At 62.7% G+C, this 13,852-nt stretch carries 17 protein-coding genes; 8 read left to right on the top strand and 9 right to left on the bottom strand.

Annotated elements, in window-relative coordinates:
* Positions 1-2 precede the first annotated feature (2 nt).
* Positions 3-854: a carbon-nitrogen hydrolase family protein gene (locus tag APH44_RS20945; protein ID WP_054894393.1), complete on the top strand. Its 852-nt coding sequence runs from the start codon at positions 3-5 to the stop codon at positions 852-854.
* 2 nt (positions 855-856) lie between these two features.
* A complete protein-coding gene (tldD, locus tag APH44_RS20940) occupies positions 857-2,296 on the top strand; it encodes a metalloprotease TldD (RefSeq protein ID WP_054894392.1) in 1,440 nt (479 codons plus the stop codon).
* Positions 2,297-2,436: 140 nt separating this feature from the next.
* Here the strand turns inward: tldD and yjgA are convergent, their stop codons facing one another.
* The gene (gene yjgA / locus APH44_RS20935) at positions 2,437-2,958 is read right to left on the bottom strand and encodes a ribosome biogenesis factor YjgA (protein ID WP_054894391.1); all 522 of its coding nucleotides are present in this window, start codon (positions 2,956-2,958) and stop codon (positions 2,437-2,439) included.
* A gap of 109 nt (positions 2,959-3,067) precedes the next feature.
* On the opposite strand from yjgA, the gene pmbA reads away from it, so the two are divergent.
* From pmbA to APH44_RS20905, 6 genes are all read left to right on the top strand, one after another.
* Entirely contained in the window at positions 3,068-4,414 is a 1,347-nt protein-coding gene (pmbA, locus tag APH44_RS20930; RefSeq protein WP_054894390.1) for a metalloprotease PmbA, read from the top strand.
* 129 nt (positions 4,415-4,543) lie between these two features.
* Positions 4,544-4,945, top strand: a complete 402-nt coding sequence (locus APH44_RS20925; protein ID WP_082421003.1) for a FagA protein — start codon at positions 4,544-4,546, stop codon at positions 4,943-4,945.
* Positions 4,938-6,314, top strand: coding sequence for a lyase family protein (locus tag APH44_RS20920; protein ID WP_054894389.1), 1,377 nt, complete (start codon positions 4,938-4,940; stop codon positions 6,312-6,314). Before APH44_RS20925 ends, APH44_RS20920 begins: the two co-directional genes overlap by 8 nt.
* A 28-nt stretch (positions 6,315-6,342) precedes the next feature.
* Positions 6,343-6,804 (top strand): hypothetical protein, encoded by a 462-nt coding sequence (locus APH44_RS20915; protein ID WP_054894388.1) that lies wholly within the window; start codon positions 6,343-6,345, stop codon positions 6,802-6,804.
* Position 6,805: 1 nt separating this feature from the next.
* Positions 6,806-7,417, top strand: coding sequence for a superoxide dismutase (locus APH44_RS20910; RefSeq protein ID WP_054894387.1), 612 nt, complete (start codon positions 6,806-6,808; stop codon positions 7,415-7,417).
* Between the two features lie 11 nt (positions 7,418-7,428).
* Positions 7,429-8,322 (top strand): ZIP family metal transporter, encoded by an 894-nt coding sequence (locus tag APH44_RS20905; protein WP_054894386.1) that lies wholly within the window; start codon positions 7,429-7,431, stop codon positions 8,320-8,322.
* A gap of 34 nt (positions 8,323-8,356) precedes the next feature.
* Here the strand turns inward: APH44_RS20905 and APH44_RS20900 are convergent, their stop codons facing one another.
* The 8 genes from APH44_RS20900 to lptC form a co-directional block, all read right to left on the bottom strand.
* Positions 8,357-8,629, bottom strand: coding sequence for an HPr family phosphocarrier protein (locus APH44_RS20900; RefSeq protein ID WP_054894385.1), 273 nt, complete (start codon positions 8,627-8,629; stop codon positions 8,357-8,359).
* A 20-nt stretch (positions 8,630-8,649) separates the two neighbouring features.
* Entirely contained in the window at positions 8,650-9,504 is an 855-nt protein-coding gene (gene rapZ, locus APH44_RS20895) for an RNase adapter RapZ (protein WP_054894384.1), read from the bottom strand.
* A 2-nt stretch (positions 9,505-9,506) separates the two neighbouring features.
* Positions 9,507-9,971, bottom strand: coding sequence for a PTS IIA-like nitrogen regulatory protein PtsN (gene ptsN / locus APH44_RS20890; RefSeq protein WP_054894383.1), 465 nt, complete (start codon positions 9,969-9,971; stop codon positions 9,507-9,509).
* A 12-nt stretch (positions 9,972-9,983) separates the two neighbouring features.
* Complete coding sequence (gene hpf, locus APH44_RS20885) at positions 9,984-10,292, bottom strand: ribosome hibernation-promoting factor, HPF/YfiA family (protein ID WP_054894382.1); 309 nt, start codon at positions 10,290-10,292, stop codon at positions 9,984-9,986.
* 78 nt (positions 10,293-10,370) lie between these two features.
* A complete protein-coding gene (locus tag APH44_RS20880; protein WP_054894381.1) occupies positions 10,371-11,864 on the bottom strand; it encodes an RNA polymerase factor sigma-54 in 1,494 nt (497 codons plus the stop codon).
* Positions 11,865-12,037: 173 nt separating this feature from the next.
* On the bottom strand, positions 12,038-12,763 hold the full coding sequence (gene lptB, locus APH44_RS20875; RefSeq protein ID WP_054894380.1) for an LPS export ABC transporter ATP-binding protein: 726 nt from the start codon (positions 12,761-12,763) through the stop codon (positions 12,038-12,040).
* Positions 12,764-13,288 carry a lipopolysaccharide transport periplasmic protein LptA gene (lptA, locus tag APH44_RS20870; RefSeq protein ID WP_054894379.1) on the bottom strand — a complete coding sequence of 175 codons (525 nt, stop codon included), beginning with the start codon at positions 13,286-13,288 and terminating at the stop codon, positions 12,764-12,766.
* Positions 13,275-13,847, bottom strand: a complete 573-nt coding sequence (gene lptC, locus APH44_RS20865; RefSeq protein WP_054894378.1) for an LPS export ABC transporter periplasmic protein LptC — start codon at positions 13,845-13,847, stop codon at positions 13,275-13,277. The genes lptA and lptC overlap by 14 nt, the downstream gene beginning before the upstream one ends.
* Positions 13,848-13,852 lie beyond the last annotated feature (5 nt).

Genomic DNA, 13,852 nt, shown 5'->3' with positions numbered 1-13,852 from the left:
TCATGAAGTCAGCAGTGATCCAGATGGTCAGCCAGGACGGCGTACTGGCCAACCTGCAGCGGGCTCACGTGCTGCTGGAGCAGGCCGCTGACAGCGGTGCACGGCTGGCGGTGCTGCCGGAGAATTTCGCGGCCATGGGGCGGCGCGATGCGGCGGCGATCGGTCGCGCCGAGGCGCTTGGCGAAGGCCCGATCCTGCCGTGGTTGAAACGCGCCGCACGCGACCTCAGGTTATGGATTGTTGCCGGCACCTTGCCGTTGCCGCCGGTCGATGAGCCCGAGGCCAAGGCCCATGCCTGCTCGCTGCTGGTCGACGAACACGGCGAGATCGCCGCGCGTTACGACAAGCTGCACCTGTTCGATGTGGACGTGGCCGACAACCGCGGGCGCTACCGTGAATCGGACGATTACGCCCATGGCGCGCAGGTGGTGGTGGCCGATACGCCGGTTGGACGCCTGGGCTTGTCGGTGTGCTACGACTTGCGCTTTCCCGAGCTCTACAGCGCCCTGCGCGCTGCCGGGGCCGAGCTGATCAGCGCCCCGTCGGCGTTCACTGCGGTGACCGGCGCGGCACATTGGGAAGTGTTGATCCGTGCCCGCGCCATCGAAACCCAGTGCTACATGCTGGCCGCCGCGCAGGGCGGTATTCATCCAGGCCCGCGGGAAACCCATGGCCATGCGGCGATCGTCGACCCTTGGGGGCGGATCGTCGCCGAACATGCGCATGGCGAAGCGATATTGCTCGCCGAGCGCGACGCTGAAGAACAAGCGTCCATACGGGCGCGCATGCCGGTAGTTTCGCACCGGCGCTTTTTCTCGCAGGACGCCTTGCGGCCTGCGCACACCTCGGAGTGACTATGAGCCAGATGTTATCCACCGTCAGCGAGCAGCTCCTGGCCCCGGGCGGACTGACCCTGGACAGCCTGCAGGCTGTGCTGGGTGAGTTGGCAGGGCCCGGCATCGACGCTGCCGACCTGTATTTCCAGGGGCAGATCTCGGAAACCTGGGCACTGGAAGACGGTATCGTCAAGGAAGGCAGTTTCAACCTCGACCAGGGTGTCGGCGTGCGTGCATTGTCTGGCGAGAAAACCGGCTTCGCCTACAGCAACGCAATCAACCTTGAAGCCCTGACGTCAGCGGCGCGCGCCGCCCGCTCGATCTCCCGCGCCGGCCAGAACGGCAAGGTGCAGGCCTTCCGCAGCCAGGACGTGACCGCCCTGTACGCACCGGGCAACCCGCTCGATGTCCTGAGCCGCGCCGAGAAAGTCGAACTGCTCAAGCGCGTCGATGCTGCCACTCGTGCCCTCGACCCGCGTATCCAGCAGGTCAGCGTGAGCATGGCGGGCGTGTGGGAGCGGATCCTGGTGGCGGCGGCCGATGGCAGCCTGGCCGCGGATGTGCGGCCGCTGGTGCGTTTCAACGTCAGCGTCATCGTCGAACACAACGGTCGCCGCGAGCGGGGCGGCCAGGGCGGGGGCGGGCGTACCGACTACCGCTACTTCACCGAAGAGCGGGTGATGGGCTATGCCCGCGAGGCGCTGCGCCAAGCGCTGGTCAACCTCGAGGCGCAACCTGCACCGGCCGGCACGCTGCCGGTAGTGCTCGGTCCCGGTTGGTCGGGCGTACTGCTGCATGAAGCGGTCGGCCACGGTCTGGAAGGTGATTTCAACCGCAAAGGCAGCTCGGCCTACAGCGGGCGGATCGGTGAGGCGGTGGCGTCGAAGCTGTGCACCATCGTCGATGACGGCACGCTGGAAGGCCGTCGCGGTTCGCTGAGCGTCGATGACGAAGGCACGCCGACCGAATGCACCACGCTGATCGAGAACGGCATTCTCAAGGGCTACATGCAGGACAAGCTCAATGCCCGCCTGATGGGTATGGCGGTGACCGGCAATGGTCGACGCGAATCCTACGCGCACCTGCCGATGCCGCGCATGACCAACACCTACATGCGTGCCGGCGAGAGTGACCCGCAGGAGATCATCGCCTCGGTGAAGAAGGGCATCTACTGCGCCAATCTCGGCGGCGGCCAGGTGGACATTACCAGTGGCAAGTTCGTGTTCTCCACCAGCGAGGCGTACCTGATCGAAGACGGCAAGATCACCGCGCCGGTCAAGGGTGCGACCCTGATCGGCAATGGGCCGGAGGCGATGAGCCGAGTGTCGATGGTCGGTAACGACCTGGCCCTGGACAGCGGAGTCGGTACCTGTGGCAAGGATGGGCAGTCGGTGCCGGTTGGCGTTGGTCAGCCGACCCTGAAGCTGGACGCGATCACCGTGGGCGGTACCGGGGCTTGATGACAAGCCCTGCCTGCAGGAGTGGCCTTGTGTCGCGCAAAGGCCGCCAGGCGGCCTCGAGATCTCGGCGACACAGACGGGGCTGCCGTGCAGCCCTTTCGCGACGCGATGCCGCGCCTACAAGCGGTCGGTGGCGGTGCTCAGCGCAGGCCGCGTTGCAGCTCGTCGAGGTCACGGATGTACTTGAACACCTTGCGCGCAGCGGCAGGCGGCTTGTTCCGCGCCTTTTCGTGCTGGGCATGGCGGATCAGCGAGCGCAGTTGCTGGCGATCGGTATCGGGGAACTCCTGGACGAAGCGCTCGAGGTCTTCGTCGTTGCCGTCGATCAACCGGTCGCGCCAGCGCTCGAGGCCGTGGAAACGTTCGTTGTACTGGCGCGTGGAGCTGTCTATCTGCTCGAGCAGCGCATGGATGGCATCCAGGTCCTGTACGCGCATCAGCTTGCCGACGAACGACATGTGGCGTTTGCGGGCACCGTGGGCGGTGTGTTTGGACGCTTCCTCCAGTGCTTTGCGCAACTCGTCGGTGAGTGGCAGGCGCGCGAGGATATCGGGCTTGAGCGTGGTGAGGCGCTCGCCGAGTTCGACCAGTGCATGCAGCTCGCGCTTGATCTGGGTCTTGCTTTTTTCGCCGTCGAAGGCGTCGTCGTATGAATCAACCATGGTGGCAGTCCGCAGGAAATCGCCGCCATGATAACCAGTCGGGGGCCGCTTTGTCCGGCCCGGTCGAAGAATGGCCCTCGCCGAACGCAGAATTTGAGTGGAGAAAACCATGAGTGCAGTCCAGAGCGTAGGTCCTAAGGACCTGCCAGCGTTGCAGGAGCAGGTCGAGGCGATCGTTGCCGAAGCGCGCCGCCAGGGCGCCAGCGCCTGCGAGGTGGCGGTTTCGCTGGAGCAGGGCCTGTCCACAAGCGTGCGCCAGCGCGAGGTCGAAACAGTCGAGTTCAACCGCGACCAGGGCTTTGGCATCACCCTCTACGTGGGCCAGCGCAAGGGCTCGGCCAGTACTTCGGCGAGCGGTCCGGAGGCCATTCGCGAAACAGTGGCTGCTGCATTGGCAATTGCCAGCCACACCTCAGAGGATGAGTGCTCGGGCTTGGCCGACGCGGCACTGATGGCGCGTGAAATGCCCGACCTCGACCTCTACCACGATTGGGACATCGAGCCCGAGCGTGCCATCGAGATGGCCCTGGAGTGCGAGGCGGCCGCCTTCGATGCCGACAAGCGTATTCTCAATGCCGACGGCACCACCCTCAACACGCACCAGGGCGTGCGGGTGTATGGCAACAGTCACGGCTTCATCGGTGGCTACGCCTCGACGCGCCACAGCCTGAGCTGTGTGATGATCGCCGAAGGCGAAGGGCAGATGCAGCGCGACTACTGGTACGACGTCAATCGCCAGGGCCAATTGCTGGCCGACCCGCGCAGTATTGGCCAGCGCGCTGCCCAGCGTGCCGCCAGCCGTCTGGGCGCACGTCCAGTGCCGACCTGCGAGGTGCCGGTGCTGTTCGCTGCGGAACTGGCCGGCGGCTTGTTCGGCAGCTTCCTGTCGGCGATCTCTGGCGGCAACCTTTACCGCAAGTCGTCGTTCCTTGAAGGCACCCTGGGCCAGCGTCTGTTCCCGACCTGGCTGACCCTTGACGAGCGTCCGCACATTCCACGTGCGCTGGGCAGTGCCGCGTTCGACGGCGATGGCCTGGCCACTTATGCCAAACCGTTCATCGACAAGGGCGAACTGGTGTCCTACATCCTGGGTACCTATGCCGGTCGCAAGCTCAAACTGCCCAGCACCGCCAACGCAGGCGGGGTGCATAACCTGTTCGTCACCCATGGCGTCGAGGACCAGGCTGCACTGATCCGTCGCATGGGGCGCGGCTTGCTGGTGACCGAACTGATGGGGCATGGCCTTAACATGGTAACGGGCGACTACTCCCGTGGCGCTGCGGGTTTCTGGGTGGAGAACGGTGAAATCCAGTTCCCGGTCCAGGAAGTGACCATCGCCGGCAATATGAAAGACATGTTCCAGCAGATTGTGGCGATTGGCAGCGATATTGAAACGCGCAGCAATATTCACAGCGGTTCGGTGCTGATCGAACGGATGACCGTCGCCGGTAGCTGACGGCGCACCGCTGACCCACGCTTGACGACAAACCCGGCCATCGCGCCGGGTTTTTTGTTTGTGGCTCCGCCCTTGAAGTGATTCTAATTATCAATTAATAATGAATATCATTATCCAGTAACCCCGGCGATGATGTTCATGAAAACCGTCCTCCACGAATTGCCCTACCTGGAAAACTGGCGCTGGTTGAGTCGGCGCATCCGCTGTGCCCTCGAGCCGGACGAGCCGCGGCTGATCGAACACTATCTGGCCGAGGGGCGCTATCTGGTCTGTTGCACCGAGACCTCGCCCTGGACCGTGGCGTTGACCTCCTTCCGTCTGCTGCTGGATACCGCCTGCGACCGCATGTTGCCCTGGCATTGGCGCTGCCAGTGCCTTGATCAGGCCTGGCGCCCGCTGCTTGACCTGCGCAACCTCGACCGTTGCGAGCAGAACGAGCGCTGGCAGCCCTATGCGATGCAACTGGCCAGTTGCGTGTTGCTGCCTTCGATTTCCCCCGATGAACTGATGCAAGGATCCGATGATGAGTAATACCCGTATCGAGCGTGACAGCATGGGCGAACTGCAGGTGCCTGCCCAGGCGCTATATGGTGCCCAGACCCAGCGCGCGGTCGACAACTTCCCGGTCAGCGGCCAGCGCATGCCGCTGCAGTTCATTCGGGCACTGCTGTTGGCCAAGGCCGCAGCAGCCAAGGCCAACATCGCGCTGGAGCAACTGAGCGCGGAGCAGGGCGGTGCCATCGTCAAGGCGGTCGAGCAACTGCTGGCCGAGGGCTTCATCCAGCATTTCCCGGTGGACGTGTTCCAGACCGGCTCCGGCACCAGCTCCAACATGAACGCCAACGAGGTCATCGCAACCCTGGCCAGTCGTGTGCTGGGTGACGAGATCAACGCCAACGACCATGTCAATTGCGGTCAGAGCAGCAACGACATCATTCCGACCACCATTCATGTCAGCGCAGCGCTGGCCCTGCACGAGCAACTGCTGCCGGCGCTGGGGCATCTGGTTCAGGTGATCGAGGCCAAGGCTGTCGAGGTTCACCGTTACGTCAAGACCGGCCGCACCCACCTGATGGATGCCATGCCGGTGCGCATGAGTCAGGTCCTGGGGGGCTGGGCGGCACAGATCAAGGGCGCCCAAGCGCATCTGGAAGCCACCTTGCCCGCCCTGCAGGCGCTGGCCCAAGGCGGCACAGCGGTCGGCACCGGGATCAATGCCCACCCGCAATTCGCCGTGGGCTTTGCCCGTGAACTGAGCGACCTGACCCGTATCCCGTTCACCCCTGGGGAAAACCTGTTCGCCCTGATCGGCTCCCAGGACACGGCCGTGGCGTTGTCCGGCCAGCTCAAGACCACCGCTGTCGCGCTGATGAAGATCGCCAACGACCTGCGCTGGATGAACTCCGGCCCCCTGGCCGGACTTGGCGAAATCGAGCTCGAGGGGTTGCAACCGGGCTCTTCGATCATGCCGGGCAAGGTCAACCCGGTGATCCCCGAGGCCACTGCGATGGTTGCCGCCCAGGTTATCGGCAACGACGCGACCATCGCCGTCGCCGGCCAGTCGGGTAATTTCGAACTCAATGTCATGCTGCCGGTGATCGCCCGCAACCTGCTGGAGAGCATCGAGCTGATGGCCAACGCCAGTCGACTGCTGGCAGACAAGGCGATCGCCAGCTTCAAGGTCAATGAGCCGAAGCTCAAGGAGGCGCTGTCGCGCAATCCGATCCTGGTCACGGCACTGAACCCGATCATCGGCTACCTCAAGGCCGCCGAGATTGCCAAGACCGCCTACAAGCAAGGTCGCCCGATCGTGGAAGTGGCGCTGGAGCATACCGACTTGTCGCGTGATCAGCTCGAGGCCCTGCTGGATCCGGAAAAACTCACAGCTGGCGGTATCTGATCCACGGTCCTCGCCCAGGAGACACGTCATGCAGCATTGGAAACGCACTACGGAAACCGCTAATCGCCTGTTCGACCAAGGCGAACTGGTAGACGCCCGGGAGCACTACCTGCAAGCCCTGGCCCTGGCGCAGGTGCTGTTCGAGCGCTGGCATGACGTTGACGAGGCGGTAGCGGCCTTTGTCATCGCCCACCACAACCTGGCTGACCTGCACCTGCGCCTGAATCAGCCCCACGAAAGCGCCGATTACCTGTGTGCGGCCCATCAGCGGCTGCTCCATGCCAGTCAGGAGCCGCGCCTGCCCCTGGCCCTGCGTGATGCCGCGTTGCGCCACAGCGGGCGTACCTACACCGAGCTGTTGAGCTTTATCGCCGAATACGGCCAGTACCCACGCACCGAGCGCTTGCTCAATCGCCACGTGCCTGAAGCAAGCGAACTGGCTGCCCGGCCGGATGCCACCCACCGTTCACCTGCATACGGAATTCACTGACATGCCCCACACCTTGCCTGCACTGCCTTACGCCTACGATGCGCTGGAGCCGCACATCGATACCCAGACCATGGAGATTCACCACAGCAAGCACCACCAGACCTATGTGAACAACCTCAACGCCGCCATCGAGGGAACCGAGTGGGCCGAATGGCCGATCGACAAGCTGGTCGGCGCGGTCAAGCAGTTGCCCGAAAAGCTGCAAGGAGCGGTGATCAACCAAGGCGGTGGCCATGCCAACCATGCGTTGTTCTGGACCGTCATGTCGCCCAAGGGCGGTGGTCAACCCCAGGGGCAGATCGCCCAAGCCATCGATACGCAGCTCGGCGGCTTCGAGGCGTTCAAGGAGGCGTTCACCAAGGCCGCGCTGACCCGTTTCGGCAGCGGTTGGGCCTGGCTCAGCGTGACCCCGGCCAAGACGCTGGTGGTGGAGAGCAGCGGCAACCAGGACAGCCCGCTGATGCACGGCAACACACCGATCCTGGGGTTGGACGTGTGGGAGCACGCTTACTACCTGAAGTACCAGAACCGTCGTCCGGAATACATCGGTGCCTTCTACAACGTCGTCGATTGGACGGAAGTTGAGCGTCGCTACCTTGAAGCCCTGAAGTGAGTCGATCTGTCATGCGCTCCGAGGTGATGTCTGTCAGCAGTGTGCGCCTGTTCCGACTGGCGCTTGGGACTTTGCTGTTGCTTGTCGGCACCGCGCTGTTGGTGGCGCGGGGCATCGCCTGGTTGGACCTGGAGCCGCGCATGTTACGTGCGCTTGAAGGCGGTGCATTGTGCGCACTGGGCACGGCGCTGGGCGCGGTACCGGTGCTGGTGATCCGCAACATGCCGGTGGCGGTGGCTGACACCTTGCTTGGCTTCGGTGCCGGGGTGATGCTGGCAGCCACCGCGTTCTCTCTGATCATCCCGGGCCTTGATGCGGCTCAGTCCATTGGCTTCAGCCCTTGGGGCGCCGGTGGCCTGATCAGTGCCGGGCTGTTGTTCGGGGCGCTGTGCCTGTTCCTGGTCGACTTGAGAATCTCCGGGGTTTCGCCGGAGTCCATGGTCGGGCAAGGCAATCAGCCGGTGATCGCTGCGCGGATCTGGTTGTTCGTGGCCGCGATCATCGCGCACAACATCCCGGAAGGCATGGCTATTGGTGTTTCCGCTGGCGGCGGCATGCCAGACGCCGACAGCCTGGCCATGGGCATTGCCCTGCAGGACGTGCCGGAGGGGCTGGTGATCGCGTTGGTGTTGGCAGGTGCAGGGATGTCGCGGTTCAAGGCCTTCATGATCGGTGCTGCATCCGGGCTGGTGGAGCCGGTAGCGGCGGTGATCTGTGCCTGGCTGGTGAATGTTGCCGAGCTGCTGCTACCGCTTGGGCTTGCGTGTGCGGCAGGAGCGATGTTGCTGGTGGTGACCCAGGAAATCATTCCCGAGTCACGCAGCAATGGCAATCATCGCCTGGCAAGCCTGGGGTTATGCATCGGCTTCTGCCTGATGATGGTGATGGACACTGCGATGTCCTGAGGTTGTCAGGCGAGGGACGGGACGGGGCGGGAGCTTACTCGCCTTCGTCGAAATAATTGTTGATCAGCGCCACCAGTGCATCCAGTGCGTCGTTGTCCTGCTCGCCTTCGGTATGCAGGTGCACTTGGGTGCCTTTGCCCGCGGCCAGCATCATCACTGCCATGATGCTCTTGCCGTCCACCAGCTTGTCGGGGGCTCGCCCGACCCGAACCTGGCAGGGGAACTTCCCGGCCACGCCGACGAACTTGGCTGCCGCCCGGGCGTGCAGGCCCAGCTTGTTGATGATGGTGATTTCGCGGGCGGGCATCGTGGGGTGGATCCTGTGGGTTAGAGGTCGCGGTGACGGACCTGGACGTTTTTCAGGGTTCGCTGCAGCAGTTGTCCGAGGCGCTCGGTGATATAGACAGAGCGGTGGTGTCCGCCGGTGCAGCCGATGGCGATGGTGACGTAGGCGCGGTTGCTGGCGGCAAAGCGCGGTAGCCACTTCAACAGGTAGCTGGAGATGTCCTGGAACATCTCCTCGACGTCCGGTTGTGCTGCCAGGTACTCGATCACTGGCGCTTCAAGGCCCGAGTGCTCGCGCAACTCGGGTTTCCAGTAAGGGTTTGGCAGGCAGCGCACGTCGAACACCAGATCGGCGTCCACCGGCATGCCGCGTTTGAAACCGAAGGATTCGACGAGAAAAGCGGTGCCGGGTTCAGGCTGGTTGAGCAGGCGCAGCTTGATCGAGTCACGCAGTTGGTAAAGATTAAGGCTGGTGGTATCGATCTTGAGGTCGGCGAGGTCGGCGATGGGGCCGAGCAGTTCGCTTTCGACGCGGATCGCTTCGGCGAGCGAACGGTCCGCGTTGGTCAGAGGGTGGCGACGGCGGGTTTCGGAGAACCGCTTGAGCAGCGTGTCCTCGTCGGCGTCCAGGTACAGCACGTCACATTGGATGTGGCGCGCGCGAGCGTCCTCGAGCAATTCGGGGAAGCGCGACAGATGGCTTGGCAGGTTGCGCGCATCGATGGACACGGCGACCTTGGGTTGCATCAGTTCGGTATTGATCAGCGCGTTTTCCGCCAACTGCGGCAGCAACCCGGCGGGCAGGTTGTCGATGCAGTAGTAGCCGTTGTCTTCCAGCACATCGAGCGCGGTGCTCTTGCCGGAGCCGGACCGGCCGCTGACGATGATCAGGCGCATGTTCAGTGCTCGTTCTGTGCGTCCAGGACTACCTGGTAGAGGGCTTCGCTGCTGTCGGCGGCACGCAGGCGATCACGGACTTCCTTGCGATCGAGCATGCTGGCGATCTGGCGCAGCAGTTCGAGGTGGGCATCGGTGGCCGCTTCCGGGACCAGCAGCACGAACAGCAGGTCCACAGGGGCGCCGTCGATGGCGTCGTAGTCGATGGGAGCGTCCAGATGCAGCAGGGCGCTGACGGGGGCAGTACAACCTTCCAGGCGGCAATGAGGAATGGCGATGCCATTACCGAAACCGGTGGAGCCCAGTTTTTCGCGAGCGATGAGCTTCTCGAAGACGTCTTGCATCGCAAGCTCAGGTACTTGCTCGGCAATCAGGTTGGCGACCTTTTCCAGGGCGCGCTTCTTGCTGCCGCCCGGCACGTTCACGAGGGAACGGCCGGGGGTCAGGATGGTTTCAAGTCGGATCATGGATGAGGGGGATCAGCGGGCAGCTGCACCTTGCAGCAGGCTTTGCTGTTTTTCCTTGTGTTTTTTCAGTTGGCGGTCGAGCTTGTCAGCCAGTGCGTCGATCGCGGCATACATGTCTTGGTGTTCGGCGTTGGCGACCACTTCGCCGCCGGGAATCTGGAGTGTCGCTTCAACCTTCTGCTGCAGCTTTTCGACTTTCATGATCACCGTTGCATTGGTGATCTTGTCGAAATGTCCTTCCACGCGGGCGAGCTTCTCGAGCACGTATTCGCGCAGTGGTTGGGTGACTTCTACATGCTGGCCACTGATGTTGACTTGCATACAGCTTCTCCTTTGTTGCCCGTGCATAAAGAGGCAGGTATTGCACCTGCCACTGAAACGCTGTGGCACATCCCGGCGCTACATCAATCGCTTGCGCTCGCTCGACGGGGCAATCCCCAGCGATTCGCGGTACTTGGCGACGGTGCGGCGGGCTACCTGGATGCCTTGTGCCTCCAGTAAACCAGCGATCTTGCTGTCACTCAATGGCTTTTTCTGATTTTCCGCGGCCACCAGTTTCTTGATGATCGCGCGGATTGCCGTAGACGAGCATTCGCCGCCTTCGGCGGTGCTCACGTGGCTCGAGAAAAAGTATTTCAATTCGTAGATGCCGCGGGGGGTGTGCATGTACTTCTGTGTGGTGACCCGCGAAATGGTCGATTCGTGCATGCCTACCGCTTCGGCAATGTCGTGCAGCACCAGCGGTTTCATGGCTTCGTCGCCATGATCGAGGAAGCCGCGCTGATGTTCGACGATTTGCGTGGCCACTTTCATTAGCGTCTCGTTGCGGCTTTGCAGGCTCTTGATGAACCAGCGCGCTTCCTGCAGTTGGTTGCGCATGAAGGTGTTGTCGGCGCAGGTGTCGGCGCGGCGGACGAAGCCTGCATACTGCGGATTGACTCGCAGGCGAGGCACCGCTTCCTGGTTCAGTTCGACCAGCCAGCGGTCGCTGTCCTTGCGTACGATGACGTCCGGGATCACGTATTCCGGCTCGCTGGATTCGATCTGCGAACCCGGGCGCGGATTGAGGCTTTGCACCAGCTCGATGACTTGGCGCAGCTCGTCTTCCTTGAGCTTCATGCGACGCATCAGCTGGCTGTAGTCGCGGCTGCCGAGCAGGTCGATGTAGTCGGTGACCAGGCGCTGGGCCTCGGCCATCCACGGCACTCTTGCCGGCAGCTGGCGCAGTTGCAGCAGCAGGCATTCGCCCAGGTTGCGGGCGCCGACGCCGGCCGGCTCGAATTGCTGGATGCGGTGCAGCACCGCTTCGACTTCATCCAGCTCGATGTCCAGCTCGGGATCGAATCCGGCGCAGATTTCCTCGAGGCTGTCTTCCAGGTAGCCCTGGTCGTTGATGCTGTCGATGAGGGTGACCGCGATCAGGCGATCGGTGTCGGACATCGGTGCCAGGTTGAGCTGCCACAGCAGGTGGCTCTGCAGGCTTTCGCCGGCAGAGGTGCGGGTGGTGAAGTCCCACTCGTCGTCATCGTTGCTGGGCAGGCTGCTGGCGCTGGTCTGGTAGATGTCTTCCCAGGCCGTGTCGACCGGCAATTCGTTGGGGATGCGCTCGTTCCACTCGCCTTCTTCGAGGTTTTCCGTGCTGACGGTGGTTTCCTGGAAGCTGTTGTCCTGGGCTTCGGCGGCAGGTTTGCTTTCGCCGTTTTCCGCCATCGGATCGCTGTTGTCGAAGTCGTCGCCGTCTTCCTGACGTTCGAGCATCGGATTGGACTCCAGCGCTTCCTGGATTTCCTGCTGGAGGTCCAGGGTGGAGAGCTGGAGCAGACGGATGGCCTGTTGCAACTGCGGGGTCATCGTCAGTTGCTGGCCCATTTTTAGGACGAGCGATGGTTTCATGGCTGGGGCTTAATACCTTGTTCGCCGGCGCGCATGCGCCATCCACTACAGGGCGCCGGAGCGCCAAATCTTAAGCAAGTTATATGCCTGAAATTGTAGCGTTTGCCTAGAGCACTGTAACACTTAAGCCCGTTTCACCAGGCATTTCCAATGCTCCAGGCAGCTCCCGGGCGTCAGAGTCGGAACTCGTGGCCCAGGTAGACTTCCTTGACCAACTGGTTGGCCAGGATGGTCTCGGCGTCGCCTTCGGCGATCAGTTGACCATCGTTGACGATATAGGCGGTCTCGCAGATGTCGAGCGTTTCGCGCACGTTGTGGTCGGTGATCAGTACGCCGATGCCCTTGGCCTTCAGATGGTGGATGATCTGTTTGATATCACCCACGGAAATCGGGTCGACGCCGGCGAAGGGTTCGTCCAGCAGGATGAATTTCGGCGCAGTCGCCAGCGCGCGGGCAATTTCGACGCGACGGCGTTCGCCGCCGGACAGGCTCATGCCGAGGTTGTCGCGGATGTGGCTGATATGGAACTCCTGCAGCAGGCTTTCCAGCTCCTTGCGCCGTCCATCGCGATCCAGGTCCTTGCGGGTCTCGAGGATGGCCATGATGTTGTCGGCGACCGACAGCTTGCGGAAGATCGACGCTTCCTGCGGCAGATAGCCGATGCCTGCCTGGGCCCGGCCATGCATGGGCTGGTGGCTGACATCGTTGCTGTCGATGAGCACGCGGCCCTGGTCGGCCTGGACCAGCCCTACGATCATGTAGAAGCAGGTGGTCTTGCCGGCGCCGTTGGGGCCGAGCAGGCCGACGATCTGGCCGCTGTCGATCGACAGGCTGACGTCGCGGACGACCTGGCGGCCCTTGTAGCTCTTGGCCAGGTGCTGGGCTTTGAGGGTTGCCATTTACTCGGCCTTTTTCTTCGGTTGGATCACCATGTCGATACGCTGACGAGGTGCGGTCACGTTACCACCACGGCCAGCGGTCGCCACCTGGGTCTTGGTGTTGTAGACGATCTTCTCGCCTTCGGTGGTGTTGCCTTCGTTCTCGACCTTGGCGCGGTCGGTGAGGATGACGATATCCTTCTGCGCCTGGTACTGGATGGTGACGGCCCAGCCCTTCATCTTGTCGGGTTTTGCAGCGCTCTGCTGTTGCTCGAAGTAGGCCAGGTTGCCCACCGAGGTCACGACGTCGATGTCGCCGGAGGCGGCGCGAGTCATGGTCACGGTGTTGCCTTTGATCATCATCGAGCCCTGGGTGATGATCACATCGCCGGTGTAGGTGGCAACGCCCTGTTTGTCGTCCAGATGCGCGTTGTCCGCCTGGATGCGGATTGGCTGGTCACGGTCGTTCGGCAGGGCCAAGGCGCTCGCGCTTCCCAGTGCTGCGCTCAGGCTGAGCAAAAGGGGGAGGGTTTTAACGAGCCTCATACTGTCCTCTTACGTTGGACAGCAGGTCCATCCTGCCGTCTTCCAAATATGCTTTCATTCCTACACCCGTAGTCGTGCCACCGGCGCCGTCGATTCTAACGGCTTGGGCGGTCTGCGCATATTGCTTCTGCGGGAACACCGTCATGCGGCTACTGGTGATCAGGGTGTCGCGTTGTTTTTCGTCGGTGCGGGCGATCCGCACGTTGTCGATCAGTTCGACCTCGGTACCGTCCGGGTTGACCTCGGCGCGCACGCTCTGCACATGCCATGGGAACGCTGTCCCGCGGTAGATGTGCATGTCTGGCGTGGTCACCAGGGTGACTTCGCTGGCCTTCAGGTGCTCGACCTTGTCCGCGGTCATTTCGTATTGCAGCCTGCCGTCGGGCAGGTACTGTACGCTGTGGGCGTTGATCGCATAGTAGTCGATGGCGCTTTCGTCGACCTGGGCCGTGGGCTTGTCGAGGAAGCTCTCGGGGCTGATGTTCCAGTAGCCGACCGCCACCAGCAGCGCAGCGATGGCTGCCAGCAGCACGGCATTTCGAAGTTTCTTGCTGAGCATGGCGT

This window comes from Pseudomonas sp. NBRC 111143, from assembly GCF_001320965.1.
In the GTDB taxonomy this organism is placed as follows: Bacteria; Pseudomonadota; Gammaproteobacteria; order Pseudomonadales; family Pseudomonadaceae; genus Aquipseudomonas; species Aquipseudomonas machongensis.
The sequence above is the reverse complement of the archived record's forward strand: the minus strand, read 5'-3'. Positions and strand labels throughout refer to the sequence as shown.